This is a genomic window from Pseudonocardia wallangbongensis (assembly GCF_054486945.1).
Map to the genome: position 1 here is coordinate 118,789 of NZ_JBRERS010000011.1, position 20,751 is coordinate 139,539.

The window sequence follows — 20,751 nt, forward strand, 5'->3', positions numbered from 1 at the left end:
ATGTCCCGGTACTTCGCGTATGACGGTGAGGCCGCCGGCCTCTCCGCGTGCGCTGGTGCCGTGCGGTTGCGGCTGTCGGCGATGGATCGCCTGCTGTGGGTGATCCGGTGGGTGTTCGGGTTGGCCGGTGCTGTGGTGGTGCTGTGGGTCGGGGCGGCGTTCCTGGCGACGCCTGCGTCCGCGGCGGCTGTGGTGCCGGCGGCGGCCGTTCAGCAGAGCCTGATGAAGGGGGGTGCAAGCAGCAGGCAGAGCGGTGACGGCGGCGGGGACTCGGGCGACGGGGACTCGGGCGGGGACGACGGCGGCTCGGACAAGAAGGAGAAGAAGTCCGAGAAGAAAGAAAAGAAGTCGGACAAGAAGAAGGACAAGAAGTCCGATAAGAAGGATAAGAAGGATAAGAAGGAAGACAAGTCCGACAAGAAGGAGAAGAAGTCCGAGAAGAAGTCGGAGAAGAAGTCCGAGAAGAAGGACCACGAGGACTCCGACGACTCGGACGACCGGGAGAAGAAGACGCGGGAGCGGCACGCCCGGGAGAGCGACGACAGCGCCGACGAGAGCGAGAAGAGCCGCGAGCGGGACGACGCGGACGATCGCGAGCAGGCGAAGCACGACGAGCGCGGTGACCGCGAATCCGTGCGGCGCGAGTCCGGGCAGCGTGAGTCCGAGGGGAGTGACTCCGCGCGGGACGACTCCGATGGCGAGCGCGCTGAGACACGGCGGGCCGCTCGCGGCGACAAGGCCGACGAGCGCGGCTCGAAGGACGACTCGGACGACTCGGCTCGCGAGGACGGCGACGGCAAGCGGGTGCGCGACGCCGTTCGGGAGCGGGTGCGCGACGCGCTGGGCGAGGCGCGGGAGCGCACGAAGCATGCCCGGGACGCGGCGGAGGATGCCGACGAAGGCGGGGACGACGACCGGCGGGCCCCGCGTGCGGACGGGACGCAGGCGCGCACCGCGGACCGGGACGACGACGGCAAGAAGGACGACGCCCACGACAAGAAGAAGGGCGCGCGCGACGCTGCCGCGAAGTCGGTCGAGGACGGTGACGTCGAGGGTGACGTGCGCCGCTGGGCGAAGGAGTTGGCCGACGAGGCCGATGGCGCTCGGTCGGAGCGGAACGACGACGGGAAGCGCTCCCGCAAGAAGAGCGACAGCGACAGCGACCTACGGAGAGTAGTCGACAAGCTGTCCGAGCGGGCCGAAGGGAAGCGGTCCGAGCGCGAGGACGACGACGGGAAGACCGGGCGTCGCGCGTTGGCCGAGCGCGTGGCCGATGCCGTCGACTCCGCGGATCGGGAGGACGGCTCCAACAAGAAGCTGGCGAAGCTGGCCGATCGGGTGTCCGGGGAGCGGTCGGACGAGAAGACGCAGGACAAGAAGACGGGGTCCGACTCGGGCGAGCATGCGAAGTCGTGGGCGAAGCTGGCCCGTGACATCGCCGAGGCCGTCGGGTCGCGGGAGCGGGACGAGGACTCCGGCGAGAAGGAGAAGGGCCGGTCCGGGGACGTCCGGAAGCTGGTCGAGCGGGCCGGCGAGATCGTGCGGGATGTGTCGGACGGCAAGGTCGACGGGGATGTCGGCAAGTCCGTGAAGGGTCTGGTCCGGGATGCCGCCCGGGTGGCCGGCGAGCACGGGGACGTCTCGAAGGAGGACGTCGAGCGGGTCAGGGGTGAGGTCCGCAAGGCGGTCGGCCGGGACAAGAAGAAGTCGGCGGCCAAGGATGAGAAGGCGCTCGCCAAGCTGCTCTCCGCCGGTAAGGGCGGCAAGTCGGCGAAGCTGGGCGGGCTGGACCGCGGGGATCGTGAGCGGTTGTGCGGTGACGGTGGTTGTTCCGGGCTGAGTTCGGATGAGGTCTCGGCGTTGTCGTCGCGGGAGTTCTCGGATGCGCGGTCTCGTGGGCCGCCGCGTGGCGGGGATGGCGACGAGGACGACGACGAGGACGAGGACGGGTCCGAGGATTCGTCGGAGCAGACGGAGAAGGTGCTCGAGGGCCGGATCAGCGTCGACAAGAGTGAGAAGAAGCTGGCGCAGGCGAAGAAGGATGTTGCGTCGGGTAAGGCCACCAAGGCCGAGTACGACAAGCAGGTGAGCGCGCACAAGAAGCTCGAGACGCGGTACGAGGCGGATCGGGCGGAGCTGTCGCAGGACCGGGCCGGGTTGGTCGATGAGGTTGTCGACGGGCACGAGAAGCTCGACAAGAGCGAGAAGAAGCTGGCGGCGGAGGAGAAGAGGGTCTCCTCCGGTGCGGTGACCGCGGCCGCGCACAGGAAGAACGTGAAGGCGTTCGAGGAGCAGCGTGATGAGGTCTACGAGGCTACCGACGAGTTGATGGATGTGACCGACCGGCACGTGGAGACGGTGTCGGAGGACGATCTGGATGGTGAGGGTTCGGCGGCCGGGTGTGGTTCGGATGGGGCGTTCACGGGGTGTGGGTCGGCGTCGGAGTCTGCGGATGGGGAGCGGGACTCGGAGCGGTCGTTGTGTCTGTCGGGGGTGTCGTCGGGGTGTGGTGCGTCCTCTGAGGCTGGGGGTTCGAAGGCCGAGGCGTCGTGTGACGGTTCGGGTTGTGGGAGTAGTGCGTCCAGTCGTGGTCGCGATGGTGGGGTGACGAAGGCCTCCGCGAGATGTGATGGCAGTGGGTGTGATCAGTCCAGTCGGGCCGATCGGGAGGGTGCGTCGGCCGAGTGCGAGTCCGGCGGCGGAGGTTGTCGCACGGATTCGTCCGGGCCGAGCCGGGATGGCGCGCCACCGGGCGGGGCGGACCGGAAGACGGCCGCGCAGGCGGCGTGCACCGGGGCGTGCGGCACCGACTCGGCCGCCGACCGGGAGGGTGCGGAGGCCGGCTGCGACACCGACGGCGGGGCCTGCGACAGCAGCAGCACCGGGTCGGGCAGCGAGCGTCCGGCGACGCGGCTGGCGAGCACCTCCGGGGCGGGCGACGCCACCGGGGCGGACGGCGGCCAGACGCGCCGGCAGGGCAGCAGCACCGCGCACTGCGAGGGCGCCGGCGGGTGCGGCACCTCCAGCCGGGTGGACCTGGGCGACGAGGACTCGGCCGACGAGGTCGTCGCCGACGCCGATGTCGACTGCGCCGCCACGTGCACGGGTTCGGCGAGCAGCGGCACGAACGCCGGCCACAAGGCGAGCACCGACGCGGCGGGTGCCGCGAAGGCGCCCGCGGGTGGGCCGGAGTCGGCCACCAACGGCAAGGCGGCGTGCACGGTCTCCGGTGGCGGGTGCTCGACCCGCAGCCAGTCCGGTGCCGACGACGAGGACGCGGCCGGCAGCGGCGGCAGCAGCGACGCGGTCGTCGAGGTCGACTGCGGCGCAGGCTGCACGGGCACCGGCACCACGAGCACCGCCGGCAGCGGCCGTGGCGTCACCGCGGCGGAGCGCAAGAGCAACGGCCAGGCCTCGTGCGAGTCCGCGGGCAGCGGCTGCCAGGCCTACAGCAGCACCCGGGTCGACAGCCAGGTCGACGACCGGTGGGCCGCCCTGTCGGGCGACGGCGTCGTCCGGCCCGCATCGCTGACGGACGGGGACACCACCGCGTCCAGCTCGGCGGGCGCGAACGTGGACTGCGACGCCGCACTGTGCGGTGGGAAGGCGTCCAGCGCCACCACCGGCGCCGCAACCGGCAGCCCGGCGAAGGCAGGTGCGGCCGCGCCGGTGCGCACCACCAAGGCATCCTCGCGGTGCGAGGCGAACGCCGGCGGCTGCGGGGCGCAGTCCGACTCGCAGGTGTCCGACCGGGCGGCGGAGCCGTCCTGGGACGAGCGGGTGACGGCGGTGGCAACCGGCAGGACGCTCGCCACCCGTGAGCTGTCGGCCTCCAGCACCGCCGGCACCGAGGTCGAGTGCGCGACCGCCGGCTGCGTGGCTTCCGGGTCGAGCACCACCTCCGGCGGTGCCTCCGGCGACGTCAAGGGGGTTCGCGACAGCACCGGCACCTCCAGCTGCTCCGCGCACGGCGCCGGCGGCGGCTGCACGACCGCGGCCGACACCACGGTGGCCGACCGCGACGCAGCCGAGAACCCGGCGGCGACCGGGGTGGCGGCGGTGTCCGGCCCGGTCAGCGTGTCGCACGCGACGGGCTCGGTGGAGTGCTCGGGTGCGTCGACCGAGTGCGGAGGCCGCGCCACCAGCTCGACCAGCGCGCGCGACACCGGGGTGTCCCCGCACGCCCGGGGCACGTCGGCCACCACCGAGTGCACGGTGACCGGCGGCGGCTGCTCGGGTGAGACCAGCTCGTCCGCCTCCAGCGCGCCGGACTTCCTGGCCACCGACCCGAACACGGGGCTGCCGCTGGCCGGCCAGTCGCTGGCGGGCCCGTCGTCGACATCGACGTCGTCGGCGAGCCTCGCCTGCGAGGCGGGCACCGCCTGCTCCGGCTCGGTGCGCACCTCCACCACCGCGTGGGACGGCGCGATCGCGAACGGCACGCCGCGCACCTCCGAGGGCACGGCGTCCTGCACGGGCGGCACCGGTGGGTGCGAGGTGCAGTCGACCTCGACCGCGTCCACCGGTCCGGGTTCGGCGCTCGCGCTGTCCGGCCCGCAGGCGGAGGGGCAGGCCCAGCAGGTCAACGCGGCGCGGCTGGTTGCCGGCCCGTCGGCGGCCTCGGCGGCCGGCGCGACGCTGGTCTGCGCGGGCGAGGCGGCCTGCACCGGCAAGGTCACCAGCTCCGCCACGGCCACCGACCCCTCGGTCTCCCCAGAGCCGCGTGGTTCCCGCAGCGAGGGCTCCTGCGAGGGGGTCTCGGGTGGGGTGTGCCAGGCGGTCACCAACTCCGGCGCCTCGAGCGAGCCGAACGCGAACATCATCAGCCCGCTGGTGCAGGAGCGGTCGACGGCGAACGCGACCGTCGCCTCCGAGACCACCGGCGATGCGCCGGCTGACGAGCAGCAGCAGGCCCCGGCCGACGGCCAGGACCAGCCCGCGGTGCCGCCGGCGCCGACCGCGCCGGGGTCGTCCGCGAACTCGGGTGGCCCGACGGTGCCGGGCGCGTCCAGCTGGACGATGGCCTCGGCCACGATGGACTGCGCAGGCGGCAGCGTCTGCTCCGGCACCGCGCGGACGTCGGCCACCGGGAACGACGGGCCGAGCGCGATGAACGGTGAAGGTGGGGCGCGTGGTCCTCCGGGGACCGGAACGTCCACTTCCAGCGGTAGCTGCGCCAGCTCCGAGAGCGGCTGCCATGCCCAGACCGATTCTTCGGCGGGGTCCGGCCAGGTCGTGGCCGACATCGTCGCCGAGCAGCAGAACAGCCAGGCCGAGCAGGCTGAGCAGCAGGCCGATGAGGCCGAGCAGCTCGCCGCGAAGGCAGCGAAGGTCGCCGCTCGCAAGGGTGCGACCGCAGCACAACGCAAGGCCGCCACCGACGCCGCAGCCACGGCGAAGGAAGCGCGCAAGACCGCAGGCGAGGCCGCCGAGCTGGCCGCGAAGCCGGTCACCGATGCGCCTGCCACCCTTTCGCAGTCGAACGCGATCGGGCAGTGCGCCGGTGCGGGCTGCACCGCCACGACGACGGGCAGCACGAGCGGTACGCCCGGCCGGGCGGAGACGACGGCCGGCTGCACAGCCGCCGCGAGCGGGTGCACGGTGGCCAGCGACGTGGTCGCGTCCACCGAGCGCGACTCCGGCCAGACCACAGGCAAGGGCGAGAAGGCCGAGCGGATCCCCGGCTACTCCGGCAGTGCGCAGGCCAGCTCACAGATCGACTGCCCCGAGGCCGGGTGCACCGGCCGGCTCACCGGCGATGTCAAGGCGACGGCAGGGCCGGACGGCCGGCGCAGCACCAGTACCGCCACCGGTTCGACCGGCTGTGACGGCACGACCGCGTGCAGGGCGCAGATCAGCGCGAACACCTCGACCGCCGCCACCGCCGAGGACGTCCCGGCCGAGCAGCGGTTCGCCACCACCACCGCGTCGGTGAGCGCCGCGTGCGAGAACGGCACCAAGGCGGGCTGTGCCACCCGCGCCTCCTCCGAGTCGAACGCCGTCGGCGCGCCCGAAGTGAAGGGGCACGCCACCGCCACCTGCGCGGCCGCCGGTGGCTGCCAGGCGGGGACCGGCGGGTTCGCCTCCGAGGACATCGCCGAGGTGACCGGCAACTGCACCGGCACCGGCTGCCGCACCCACACCGACGGCGCCGCCCGTGCCGCCGCGCCCGGCGGGGTGAACAAGGCGGCGTCCCGCACCGACTGCACAGCCGGGGCGAACGGCCAGTGCGCGGGGTCGAGCCGGGTGGGCGCGAACGAGGGCGGAACCCAGGTCTCCGCGGCCTGCCAGGCCGGCGACGGCTCGACCTGCCGGCACAGCTTCTCGGCGAGCAGCGAGGCGCAGTCGGCTGCCGGCGGCAACCGCGCGACCGCGAGCGCCTCCTGCGGATCGAGTGGCGGCGCGGGCGGTGGCTGGTGCGGCACGAGCGCCGCCGCCAAGGCGACCTCCGAGTACGCGATGGCCGGAGCCTCCTGCCAGGGCAGCAAGGGTTCGGGGTGCCGCTACTCCTACCGGGCGGAGAGCCACGCATCCGCTCCCGGCGCCGAGGCCGACGCGGTCGGCTTCGGCAAGGGCACCACCGGTACCGGTCAGGTCCAGACCACGGCCGCCGCCTCCGGCGACGCGAGCTCGGCGCAGGCCTCGGCGTCCTGCGCGGGCAGCGACGGCACGCACTGCAGTCACTCGTACTCCGCGTCCCGGTCCGCCTCGGCCAGCGACCCCGCGACCGGGTCGTCCGCATGGGCGCGCGCGTCCGGCTCCGGCGGCGGCGGCATGGGCGGCGGTGGCGTCGCGGTGTCGGTGAGCGCGAGCGCGACGGGCAACCACGCGTCGGCGTCGGCCAGCTGCACGGGGGCGGCGAACTGCGATGCACCCTTCTCCGCGACGGCCAAGGACTCCAAGAAGGGCGAGGAGAAGTCGGCCACCTGGCACGAGGACGGCGGCTACCACACGGCGTGGAAGACGGCCACCTGCTCGGGCAACAACGGGGGCTGCGGCGTCACCGCCATCGCAATCCCGGGCCAGAAGGACGGCGGCGACGCCTTCTGCAGCGGGTACTGCGCCAAGTTCACGCAGGACGGTGCCAGCAAGTGGCACAAGACGGCCGACGCCGGCTGGAAGCGCGCCCAGGCCGCGGGCGTCGAGATCGACCCCAAGACCCACGAGCCGGTCATCGACCCGAAGACGGGCCGGCCGAAGATGCGCGGGATCGGCAACAACAAGTACGGCGCCGAGTTCGAGTGCAAGGGCGACGAGTGCAGGTACCGGTACCGCAACCTGGGCGAGAAGAAGGACGGTGACTGGAAGAGCTGCACCAAGACCGACTGCGTCGAGAAGGCCGGCGTCGGTCCGAGCGGGCAGAAGCTCACCGTCGGCGGCAACGGCGATCTCGTCGTCAACAACCCGACGGCGCCCGGCGGCAGCAAGTACGACACGGCCACCGACCCGAAGGGGGCCGGCAGCTACCGGGACGACAAGGGGCACGGCCAGGGCTGGGCGGCGACGACCGGTTCGATCAAGGACGCCTTCACCGGCAGCACCGTCTCGGCCAGGGGCAGCGGTGGCGTCACCGCGAGCTACGGGGACAAGGACGGCAACGCGTTCGCGGTCGCCTGCCCGACCGGCTGCCACGGCACGCTGATGAACGGCAAGACCAAGAACGGCAAGCCGGTCGCCGACAAGTTCGACGTCGGTGGCCCGAAGGGCACGAAGGGCGCGGACGCCTGGTTCGTCGCCCGGGACGGGTTCGGCAACTCGGCGGCGGGTGCCTGGAACGGGCAGGGCGAGTTCACCTCGTTCGAGGGCGTCAAGATGGTCGCCAAGGGTGACGGCCCGCTCCACCTCGGCGACGGTCCGGGCGAGGTGGGCAAGTGGAAGCCCAACACGGCGTTCGTGGTGACGGCCGGCCGGGGCAACCCCCACGGGCGGTTCGAGATGTACGGCCAGTCCGGCTACGTGGAGCTCGCGGACGGCCGCAGGATCGAGAACACCTACGGCAAGGTGCCCGGTTGCAGGACCGACCAGTGCGCCAAGGCCGTGAAGGGTGAGCCGACCGCCGCCGACCGGCTGATCGCGATCACGCCGGACGCCGAGGGCAAGGGCGGCAGCTTCGACTGCGTGGGCCGGTGCGCCGAGACGGTGCCGGGCAACTCCAAGGTGCAGTGGACCGTCGGCACGGCCGACTCCATGTGCTCGAACCGCTGCACGCACAGCGGGCTGTTCTACACCGACCCGACCCTGCGGGTGTGCTCGGCGCGGTGCGGGATGCACGACGAGTTCGCCGGCAACGAGGACAGCAAGACGCCCAACGGCTACTTCCAGGTCGACATGCTCGAGGACGGCGACGTCGCCAGCTACACCCCGCAGGGCGACGCGCAGTACTGCACGGGCAAGGGCTGCGGCTTCGTCCAGGGCTACCGGGACTCCAAGGGCAACGGCGGCTTCGGCGTCTGCTACGGCAGCGGCACCTGCCTGGGCGTCACCAGCGGTCGCGACGGGATGCCCCGTGAGCTGCAATGCGACAAGGGCAGCTGCAAGCCGACGGTGCTGCTCTACCCGAACCGGACCGACATCGACAAGTACGGCCCGAACGACGGGTGGTACTGCGGCAAGGGGGCCAGCGCCAACGGCTGTGCCGGTGGTGACCCGGACACGATGGTCATGGGTCGCGGCGAGGCGGAGCCGAGCTGGATGCCGCTGTTCGACCCGGACTACAAGCGTCCGGCGATGGACACCAAGGTCGACAAGCAGCTGGCGAAGGATCTGGCGAAGTTCGGGGTCAAGGAGGGTGACCCGCTGCCGCCGCTGAGCCCGGCCGCCTACAACTCCCTGTCCAAGGAGGAGAAGGCGCGCTACGACGCCAAGCTGCCGAAGCTGACCACCGTCGAGAAGGCCTTCACCGAGGCCCGCGCGGCCGCGGCCGAGTCCAACGCGCAGTACGTCAAGGACCAGGGCAAGAAGGAGCTGCCCGGGCTGGAGCGGGTCCTCGACGAGATCAGCCGCACCGGTGGCACCTCGACGCTGAGCCCGCACGAGAAGCACCTCTTCGCGACCGCCCAGAAGCGGTTCCCGCTCCTGGACGTGGACCGGGGGATCGTCAACGGGCTGGACTCGATCCAGGCCCAGGAGCTGTACATCGATCGGCAGGCCCGCGGCGCCGGCGCCGGCACCCCCGACCCCGACGGCGTCCGGAAGGACCTCCAGGAGCGGCTGCACGTCGACTCCAAGGGCCGGCCGCTCGACGCCGCGGGACGGATCATCGTCTCGTCGGACGCCGAGGCGGCTCAGCTGGCGATCGAGGGCAAGACCGCGGGTAGAGACTTCATCCAGCTCACCGCGGGCCAGCAGGCGCAGTCCAACGCGCGGGCGATCACCGAGATGGCCATGGTCGGCCACAAGGAGGACCTGCGCCTGCGCACGAACGCGTACGAGGAGCAGTCCACCGCGTACGACGCGGCCAAGAAGGCCTACAACGAGAAGCTGGCGAGGGGCGACGTCACCCAGGCCGACGCCGACCGGCTCAACGCGGAGGCCGACCGGCTCAACGGGCTGCGCAAGGGGATCCTGGGCGACTGGGACAAGATCGACGCGACGAAGACCCTCCTCGAGGATCAGGCGAAGGAGTCGCCGCTGCCGTTCCAGGCGCCCGCGTCGGACCTGCGCGACTTCGACATCCGCCTGGCTCGCGAGAACGGCGAGCCCGACATGGCGGACCAGATGACGGCCTGGGACAAGTTCCAGGGCAAGGCGGCGAACGTCGCGAATGACCTGATGAAGGCGGGGAAGAAGGATCTCGCGGTCCAGGTCATGCGGTTGTCCACCACGGCTGGGCTGAACTACGAGACGGTGGCGCGGGACTACGGCTCACGGTCGGAGGACTCGAAGCTCTTCGCGTACGCCGTGGACCCGGAGACCGGCGGCCCGGACAAGTCGAACCGCCGGGTGATCCAGCTGCCGTCCACCGGGCGTGCGGACATGCTCTTCGTGCTCAACTCGGTGGTCAACTCGCCCGAGTACAAGGACTTCGAGGGTCCCGACGGCAAGGTGTTCTCCACGTTCGACGAGGACGCCATCGCGCACATGGCCTCCCGGTCGACCGCGGGGGAGCAGGCGGGCCAGCTCGCCGCGCTGCACAAGTCCACCAGCCGCGACGATCTGAAGAAGCTGTTCGAGAACGCGAACAAGGACCCGGACACGGGCGAGGTCGACGACGAGAATGTGAATCGCGCCCTGAAGGTCGTCGACGACATGCTGGGCGAGAGCTGGAAGGACGGCAAGGAAGAGGTTGCCGTCATCAACGGCTATGCCATCGACACGAACGACAGCTCCAAGGTCGGCCAGATGGTCCTGTTCCGGGTCACGGACGCCGACGGCAAGGTCAAGCTGGTCGACGCCACCGGCGCGACCTTCGACGACTACGGGGACTACAAGGAGCACAACGAGCTCGCCGACGACCAGGTCCTGATCCTCCCCGACGACTTCATGTCGGTGAAGGTGGGCGCACCCGGCCGGTTCGAAGAGGTCGACGGGCACCAGGACCCCGGCTGGAAGACGACCCTGAAGTGGGTCGGTCGAGGCGCCCTCATCATCGGCGGTGCGGCGCTGATCGTCTCCGGTGTCGGCTCGGCCTTCGGCGCGGGTGCGATCGCGACCGCGGTGGCCAGTACCGCGGGAACGGTGGCGTCGGTGGCCTTCGTGTCGAGCGGGGTGGCATTCGGCATCTCCGCCGGGATCGACCAGTACCAGCGGTCGGAGCACAACCAGAGCCTCACCGACGGCGTCGGCCTGCAGAACTGGATCACGATCGGGTCCGCGGGGCTGATCGGGGTGGGCTCCGTCGTCAGAGCCGTCGGCGGGGTGGGGCGAATAGCCGCCGCCGCGCCCAGGACGGCGGCCGGCATGCGGGTCGCCGGCACCGGGGGCAGCCTGGCCGGTGGTGCGGGGTTCGCCTACCAGATGACCAGCTCCACGATCGACGCGATCAGCAACTGGGACGAGATGAGCCCGGCGCAGCGCGACGAGTTCTGGACCGATGCCAAGATCGGCGCCTTCACGCTCGGCGCGGGTGCGCTCAGGGGTGTGGGTCGCACGATCGGCAGCATCCGGCAGGGCAACGGCATCCGTGGTGCCTGGGCGACGTCGCCCTTCAACGTGCGGGCCCAGTGGAACGTCATCCGCAACGACGTGTCGATCATGCGGGGCCGTGGTCCGGACGTGGGTCCGTTGGTCGCACCGCCCCCCGCGGTCGGGGACGTCGACGGGGTGCCTGCCCGCAACACCGTCCGAACGCCACCGGTGCGCTCCGGTACCACCCGGCAGGGGGCGCCGACCCCGCCGCGTCGCGCCGCGCAGGGCGAGGCACCGCGGCCCGGCCGGCAGACCCCGCGGCCGCCGCGGACCCAGCGGATCGGGGAGAACAAGACGCAGCGCGTCCAGGAGAACCGGACGCAGCGTGGCGCCACGCAGAACCGCGTGCAGCGGACGGTGCAGCGGGTCGCGGAGTCGGTGCAGCGGACGGTGCAGCGGGTCGCGCAGTCGGTGCAGCGGACGGTGCAGCGGGTCGCGCAGTCGGTGCAGCGGACGGCGCAGCGGGTCGCGCAGTCGGTGCAGCGGACGGCGCAGCGGGTCGCGCAGTCGATGCAGCGCACCTACCAGCGCATCGCGCCGCAGTCGGTGCAGCGGTCCGTGCAGCGGGCTGCGGAGTCGGTGCAGCGGTTGGCCCGGTCGGCCCAGCGGTCGGTGCAGCGGGCGGCGGGAGCGGTTCAGCGGATCCTGCCGACGCAGCTGCGGACCCAGCAGCAGACCCCCGGTGGCCAGCTCCAGCGCGGTGCCCAGACGCAGAACACGCAGACGCAGGCGCCGGGCAGCCAGGTCAGCCGCGGCAGCCTGGCCCAGCGGATCCTGGACCGGCTGTTCGGCGGCGGACGCCAGCGCACCGGGTCGCAGGGCCAGGGTGGCGGCCAGCTCCAGCGCGGCAACCCGATGCAGAACGGCCAGAACGGCAACGGCGCACCGGGCGGCGGTGGCCAGGGTGCCGGTTCGCAGGGCGGCGGAGGTTCACAGGTCGGGGGCTCGCAGGGCGGGGGCTCGCGCGGCGCCGGCTCGGAAGCCGGCGGCCAGCGCGGCGGCACCGGGGAGGGCCCGATCCGCGGTCAGGGCGGACACCAGTCCGATCGGAACGGGTCGCAGCAGAACGGGTCGCGGCAGTCCGAACCGAGCGGTCCCCAGCGCGGTCCGGCGCGCGGCAGCTCGGACGGCCTGCTCCCGGGCCAGAACCGCGGGGTGCAGGCCAACCGCGGTAACGACCGGGGTACCGGCGGCGGCGACCCCCCCGGGAGCGGGCCGGACCCGAAGAACACCGATCCCCGCGCGTACGTCGATCAGACCGGCGTCAAGTCGGATCCGGACGGGACACCCGAGTACGCCCCGGGCGACCCGCGGGGTCCTCCGGGCCAGCGGAACACCTCGACCTCCGACAGCGGTGCGCACGGCGCCGATGTCGATGCCGGCACCACCAGCGTGCCGGAGCACGGCGAGTCCACCCCGCAGGTGGGTGCCGCCGTTGACGGAACGAGCACGGCCAAGCAGGAGGGCGTTCGGGGAACCGAGCAGCGCCCGGAGACCGAGCAGAAGGAGAACGGCGGACCGCAACCCGTCCGTACCGAGCCCGACCAGAACGCGAAGGAGGACCCGCAAGGCACAGGACCCGACACCGATGGATCTCTCGACCGCAACCCCGAGGGGGGAACGGCACACCCGGCGGGTGAGCAGAAGCTCGCCGGTACCCAGGTAGGCAAGACCGAATCCGGTCACGAGCGCTCGTCGGATGCCGAGGCGTCCGGTCAGCCGAGCGAGCAGGGCGGCTGGTTGAGCCGGCTCCGCGCCAAGGTCGGCGCGAAGTTCGGTCGAGTGCCCGGAGGCAACTGCGCTGCGGTCGCATGCGCCCGCGAGCAGGCCGAGCACCCGGAGCAGGTCGACCCGAGCCAGATCAAGGCCACGCGCAAGTGGCAGCGATCGAAGTGGGTCCACCGGGCGTTCGAGCGCTGGCACCGCACTCGGTTCGTGCCGACGAACGATGTGTGGCTCGCGCGCGACACGGACCTCGCCGCGACCGGTGCCGAGGTGTTCGTCTGGACATGGGCGAAGGACGGCAAGTCCTCGCACATGCTGTACGGCGTCAAGACCAAGGAGGGGATGCGCTACTACGACAACCGACGCAGCGGACATCTGACGGACGCAGAGGCGGCGGCTGCACTCAAGGACGCCAAGGCGGTCATGTTCATCGGTGCCGGCAAGGGCACCAAGGCCGCGGTGGCGCCCCCGCACCGTGTCGGCGCCACGTCGGCACAGCCGCACACGAGCGATCCGGGTGATCGGCCCGGCGTCGTCACACCGCGCCCGGATGCGGAGGGCGGCACCTCCACCGACACCTCGGTCGGCGGCGGGCAGAGCACGCCCACCGGCAAGGACCGGACCCGGCGAGCGGCACCCGAGACCACCTCGGACCAGCTCGAGGACATGGTCGCGCGGGCCGAGGAGCTCCACGCCGCCGAGCTGCAGCACATGAACCTCGAGCGGCTGAGGGAGTGGCTGCGCGAGGCGGAGAAGCCGGACTCGCCGTACAGCGCGGAGGTCGCCGGGCTCGCGGTGACCAAGCAGAACATCATCCTGCACGACGTCGCGGTCGGACGGGACACGGTCCGGAGCCTGCGAGCGAGCCAGATGGCGACCGGCGCTGCGGCATCCCGGGAGATGATCGTCGGGCTGCCGCCGAGCGGGGGCAAGAGCCTCGCGCTCGAGGCTGCGGCGCTGATCGAGCTCATCCGGCAGGCCCGGTCGGGCAAGCACGACGGCGTCGAGGTGTGGACGCACACGGCGGACGCGGCGCTGCGGGACAGCGCCGCGGCGGCGAAGAGGCTGGAGCGGCTCGGCAAGTCGGTCGGTCACGACTACGCCGGCCTGACGGAGGCGAAGGGCAAGCGCGCGGAGTACGACGCCGCGGTCACCTACGTCCACTACGTGGAGGCCGGGCACAACGTCCTGCGCGACCGCACCGGGACGGTGGACACGCGGGTCCGCGGGGACCGTGACCCGCTCACGCTCGTCGACGAGGCCGACAAGATCGTCGCCCAGCGCGCGCGGGAGCCGCTGAAGCTGAGCCGGTCCGGGCGTGGCGTGTGGAAGCACGACCAGAACATGCGCCGGTTGCGCAAGGTGGCGTTCGAGCTGCGGCGCGACGAGGGCCAGGCCGATCCGCATGTGAAGGTCGTGGAGGGGGAGTACGCGGAGGTCACCCCGGCCGGCCGGGAGCGGGTCAAGGAGCTGACCGGCGGTCGCATCGATCTGACCGGCCGCAAGGGCAAGCGGGACGAGGCCCTGCTGAACGCGGTGCTGACCGCGGAGTACGCGATGCGGCCCAAGCACGACTACCGGCCCGGCGTCGACGAGATCCACCCGTTGGACGGGGACGACACGGTGCGCCCGGGCACGCACTACGACACGTTGCTGGACAACGCGCTGCGGATCAAGCACGGCATGAAGACGCGGCCGACGTCCCGGACCATCGACCAGAGCAGCCCGTTCGAGATCCTGGCCGGACGCCGGTTCGGCGGTGTCACCGGGACCCTGGACGCGACGGCCTTCGAGCGGCTCTACGGCAAGAAGAGCCTGGAGGTCACGCCAGAGGTCGAGTCCCAGCTGAAGCGGAACGAGACGCTGCGGACCGAGACCGTCGCGGAGCGCGACGAGCTCGGCGTGCAAGCGGCGGCCGAGGGCGCGAAGAAGGGCCGGCCTCAGCAGATCTTCGGGGACTCGGAGGCGACGCTCGAGGAGGCGGCCGCCCACCTGCCCGAGGGCACCGAGTACCTGATGCTGCACTCCGGCACCCCGGACGCGGACGTCCCGCTGATCATGGCAAAGGCCGGCAGGCGCGGGGCGATCATCTTCATCTCGCCGCGCGGTACCCGGGCGTTCAACTACCGCCTCGGTGGCCAGCCGGACGTGCTGGCCGCCGCCGAGATCAGCCGTCGCGGGCTCGCGGAGGACAGCCCCGAGGCCCAGATCATCCGGAAGGCCTTCGAGAAGCGTGCCGCCCAGGAACGCAAGGAGATCATCGCGCAGGGCGGGTTCCAGCAGTGGCGGCTGGGCAAGCGCGGGCACCCGAACGACGATGTGCAGGAACAGCTGCGGGTGGCCCGCAACGGGGAGCCCGGCGAGACGACCGACGTGCTGTCCAACGCCGATCCGCTGCTGCGCAAGGGGCAGCCGACGGTCTACACCTCGACCGAGGCGACTACGACGCACCGCGGTGAGCTGACCGCCGAGCGGGGCAACACCACGATGCACGACCTCGCGCAGCAGCGGATCGTGCGACGCGCGCTGGCGGCTCTCATGACCGGCACGACGGCGGACCCCGAGCAGGACCTCCCGGCCGGCTCCGAGATCCCCGCCGACGCGACGGGGAAGGTCGACGTCGACGGCGAGTTCGTCGATCAGTTCGACATCCCGTCGCTGGCCACCCTGCGCCTCGGCCAGAACCCGGGCATCAGCGAGGAGGACTTCGAGAAGGCGAAGCTCGTCGCGGGCCTGCCGGTGGAGCACTACCGCGACGCGGCGAAGATCCTCGAGGCCGCCGGCGCGATGCCCGACGGCCAGAAGACGGCCTACGTCCAGAAGGTGGTCGACGCCGGTGTCCTGCTGGCGAAGGTGATCCCCGCTCGGAACCTGCGGCCGCGGGAGCTCACCGCCGAGGACTTCGCCAAGGTGGCCGAACGGCAGCGGGCGTTCGAGGCCGAGCTGCGCGCGTTCGAGGAGCGCGACGCCGAGATGCGCGGCCGGCTGGAGATGGACGATGCCGACTTCGACGCGACGGTCGCCGTGGTTGCCGTGCTCGTCGAGGAGCAGCGGAAGAAGGAAGCGGCAGAGAAGAAGGCGGCCGAGGAGAAGGCAGCCGGGGGCAAGGCCGATGGCGCCCCGGCCACCGTTGTCGACGGCACCGTCGACGGTGCCGAGGGCGAGGTCGCCGAGAGGGAGCCGGCCGCGACGCCGGGACCGGGGCTCGCCGAGATCCCCGTCGACCAGCTCGCGATCTTCCTCGCTTACCTGCGCGGCGCCACGGCCGAGGACATCGCCGCCGATGCGAGGTTCTCGGCCACCGGGGCCGACGCGGTCAGGGACGTCGTCGAGCAGGTCGTCGAGCAGCTGCGGCAGCTCCCCGACGCCGCCGACCCGACAGGCGTGCTCACCGAGGCCGAGGCCCGCAACGCGATCATCGATCTGTTCCTCGAGTTGAACGGCTCGAACACCTACGGGATGTGGAACCACGTCCGGGACGAGCTGCGCGGCGTGCGGAAGAACGGGGTGACCGCCGCCGAGCGCACGACCTCGTGGAACGAGGAGTCCGACTGGATCGAGACGTTCATCGGGCAGCTGCCGGACCGGGCCGCCGACCGCGTCTACCGGGCACTGCTCGATGCGGAGATCACCTCCATCTCCCAGCTCGCCGGCCTGTCCCGGATCGAGCTCGCCGGCCTCGGGCTGCCGGCGCGAACGACGCGTCTCATCCGCCGGAAGCTGGCGGCGATGGACACGGCGTCCCGCCCGGGTGCGGACGTGCGCGGCGCGGCCGCGGAGCTCGCCGCGCAGCCCGACTGGACCCACGACGACCTGCTGGCCGCCCTGCGGCTCGCGCTCGGCATGCGCCCGGACCGGACGACCCCGGCCACCGAGGCGGAGCTCGAGGCCTGGCTGTCGCTGCACGGGCTCACCGAGCTGGGCGCGCTCGCCGACGTGATGGCGATCGACGACATCACGCTGCTGGCTCGTGCTCGTGCCGGGGAGCTCACCGGCACCGAGGTGCTGGGTGTGCTGGCCGCACACGCAGCCGGACACCTGCGCCGGCCCACCGACGGTGTCCACGCCCAGCGGGTGGCGCTGCTGGTGATGGCCGCCCACGTCGAGGCGGTACGGGGGCATGCGCCCCCGGCCCGGTCCGCGCCGTCGCGGGGCCGCGGCCGCATGGTCCGGGTGGCGGTCGTCGGTGCCGTCGGTATCGGCGGTGGCCTCGCCGTTCTGGCCGGGGTCGGCGCTCTCACGTCGGCGGCCGGTGCGATCGGAGCGCTGGCGGCGGTCGGCGTCGTGGCCCAGACGGTCCGGATCATCCGCAACCGCGGTCCGCCGGCCGCCGCGAGCACTCCTCTCGCCGGTCGCGCCGCAGAGCGCAACCGGATCGCCCGGATGCTCATCCAGGCGCCCCTTCTCACCGTCCCGGTGCGGTCGCGTCCCGCCGCGGTGGTGCTGGTCGGTGCCGCGGCCCTCGGTACCGCGCTCGTCGCACTCGCGGTGCCCGTCGCGCCGCTGGCGGCGACCGGTGCGGCGGCTGCTGCCGCGGTCCTGCTGTTCGGTGACGCGCTGCGGCCCGTCATAGCGCGCTCCTCCAGGGTGGCCAAGACGGGACTGGGCCTGCCCCGAGGCCAGGACGAGAAGCTGGCCCGCGCAGGCGTGATCGGCGTGCTGGCCACGGCGCGCCCGGCGCTGGGTCTGATCGGGCTCACGGCCTGGTTCGGGACCGGGATCGTCGGTGCCCTGCCCTTCGCGGGCGGCATCCTGCTCGCGGCGACCGCCGTGCAGGCCCTTGCCCGGCGGTCGGAGCCCGAGCTGCGTACGCGCGCTGATCTGGTGGCGACCACCGCACTCGGGCTCGGGCTCGCCGCCGCCCCGGTCGGAGCGGGCGCGGCCCTCGTCGTGGCGGGCGCGATCGTCGTCGCTGCGATCGTGGTCACCGCGCTGCGTGCCGGGAACCGGCCCGGGTTCGCCCGCGTGCTGGGGCGGACGGCGCTCGTGCTCGGTGGAGCCGCAGTCCTGGTGTTCCTCGGTGCCATACCCGCCGCAGCCGTCGGCGGCGGCACCGGAGGCGCGATGTCGGCCACCCAGTGGATCTTCAGCTCGGCCGGGCTGACGATCGCGGGCGTGGTCGGGGCTGCGTTGGCGGCGATCGGGATCTGGCGCGTGGGTGCCCAGGCCCGCGCGCATCTCGTCCGGCACGTCGCCCGCCTGGGCGGCCTGGCGTTGATCGGTGCGGCGGTGGCGGGCGTGCTACTCGGCGCCACCGCCCTCGTCGACGTGGTCTTCGGTGTCGGTCTGCTGCCGGTGTCGTGGGGCCTGCACATGACGTTCTGGGGTGGGTTGCTCCTGAAGGCCACCGGCGGGCTGGTGGCGCTCAACGTGCTGCTGTGGACCGCGCGGAAGCTCGCGGCCCGGCGCGGCGCAGCGCGGGACGAGCTGATGGCCGGCCACCGGTGGGTGGTGCTGGAGCGACTGGCCGCCGGCCTGGGCTCCGATGACGGGCGCGCCGCCGTCGACCAGCTGGTGGCGGCCGAGGCGTTGGTGCGCGACCTGGAGGCCTCGGCGGGGCCGGCGGCTACGGTCGATGCCGCGAAGCACGGGCGGGGCGCGGCCCGCCGGGCCGTCGACGACCTCGTCGGTGGCGCGCTGATGGACGCGGCGCGGCTGGGCCTGTCCGACCGGGCGGTGGCGCGGGTGCTGCGCCGACCGGTCGGGGTCGCCGGACTGTTGCTCTCCCCCGCACGGGCGGTGTGGGGCTCGGCTTCCGGCCTGAACGGGGTGGTGGAGGAGCTGGCCCGGCGCCGGACCCGGTTCGGCGCGGCGGACGCCGCGGTCGGGGAGCTGCTGTCGACCGGGGTGCGGTGGCTGCTCAACCCGGTCGACGGTGCGGCGCTGCCGACGAACGCGATCTTCCGGATCGCTGCGACGTTGGACCTGCCGGACGCGCAGATCGTGTCGTGGGGCATGGACGAGGACGTCTCCACAGACGTGCCGGTGGCGGTCGGTGCGGATCCGGACCTGCGGATCGACCGGTTCGGCGACTTCGACACGCGCCTGGCGCTGGTGCGTGCCGCCCTGGACGACCTGATCGCCTCCAGGGCCGTGGCCGACGCTGCCGTGACGGAGGCGTTCGAGATGCTGGACGCCGCGACCGGTGGGGTGGCGTCGGCGGGTGCGGCGGCCTCGGGCGGGTCGGCGGGGGATCTCGCCGGCCGTGCACCGGTGCCGTCGCCGGTGTCGCTGGGTGTGCGGGCGACGGTCCGGGTCGCGGGCTCACTGCGCAGCGTGTGGGGCGGCGTGATCCGTGGCCCGCCCGGTCTGGGCTACGCCGGCTGGGTCGCCGGCCGGCACGGCGCCGGGCGTCGGCTGCGGCTGACCGCCGGGCTGCACACCCCCACCCGCAACCGGCGGGTGCGGGAGGCCGCTGCGGCGCTGGGCGCGAACCGGGCCGCGCGGGAGCAGGCGGTCCGCGCCGCCGGTGGTCTGATGGCGGTCTTGGCAGCAGGACGCAACGCGCCCGGGTTCCACGCGCTCGCCGCCGCCAACCTGCGTGCGCAGACGCTCGTGGTCGATCGGGACGACGCGCTGGTGACCTACGAGCAGGACGTGTCGAAGGCGGTCGAGGACGCGGAGCGGGCCGGGGTGCCCCTGCTGAGGATCGTGCAGCTGTCCGGGCTGACGTGGGAGCAGGTCAGCGGGATCACCCGCCGGTTCGCTCCGGACCCCGGCGAGCGCACGCGGTGGGTCGACCCGCTGACCGAGTGGTGGATCGGCTTCTGGGGCCGGCGGCACCCCGTGAAGGAGAAGCTGACGCTGGCGAACGGTGACGAGGTCACCGTGGCGGAACTGCGTCGGAGGCTCGAGGAGATCGACCGGGGTCGTGGTGGTTACCAGCTGAAGATGCTCGTCGATGGCCGGGTGGCGGGCATGATCGGCCGGGAGCGGATGGCGCTCTACGACCTGTCGGACGGGCATTTCCACCACATCGGTTACGACGATCCGCGCAACACGAGGCTGGAGGGTTTCCTGCAGAAGCTGCGGGATGCCGGGCACCAGGGTGTGATCACGTTCCACCCGATCCCGCAGCGCGGTATGGGCCTGGCGACGTTGGGCGGGGCGTTCTACTACGGCCTGGCGAACGTGCTGACCCTGGGGTTGTTGTTCGAGCAGCCGATGTTGCAGATGTGGGGCAAGTTCCCCGATGTCCGGTTGCTGGACGCGGCGCGGGCGTTGCCGGCGGAGCTGCGGTGGCGGGCCGTGGTCGGTGTGGTGGGCGCTCGGATGGACGTGCCGGGTGCGCTCGGTTACCTGCGGGCGTTGGCCCTGTTGAACCCGGACGAGGCGGCGATGGTCGGGGAGACGACGATCGCGAAGGAGGCGGTCACCGACCTGCTGGGCGACCAGGCGATCCACACCATCAACCCGCAGTGGGCCAACCTGGTGCAGCGGCTGGTCGCCGCACTGGGCCTGCTGCGCCAGGAGTGGGCCGCCGGCAGCCTGGCCCCGGCTCGGCTGGCCGGGCTGCCCGGTGAGCTGACCGACCTGGTCAAGACCGACCCCGGCGACCCGACGGGGACCGCGGCCCGCCTGGTCGACGTCCTCGTGGGCAACATCGGTGCGATCGCGGATCTGCTGGGTGCGGCGGGGCATCCGAGGGCGTCGGCGGAGTTGCACACGGCGCAGCGGCAGGTCGATTCGGGTTTGTTGCCGATGTACAACCCGTACCTGCGGGAGTTGTTGCAGGCGTCGGCGGAGGTCGGTTACCTGGTGGTGTTGCACAACGACTTCGGGTTGGCGCGGGTGGCGGGGAATGGCCGGTTCGCGGATGTGACTCCGGATGAGCGGTTCGGTGCTCCGTTGTTGGGGTTGTTGGCGCAGTACCCGGAGGCGAAGGTCATTTTGGCGCAT

The 20,751-nt window shown here is 72.6% G+C and carries 1 protein-coding gene (only partly in view); it reads left to right on the forward strand.

The features are described from left to right. A protein-coding gene (locus ACU436_RS32285) for an NUDIX domain-containing protein (protein ID WP_459030809.1) crosses the window boundary here: on the forward strand, positions 1-20,751 show its 5' portion. It continues 40,482 nt past the right edge of the window; 20,751 of the gene's 61,233 nt are visible here — the first part of the coding sequence; the start codon lies at positions 1-3; its stop codon lies off the right edge, out of view.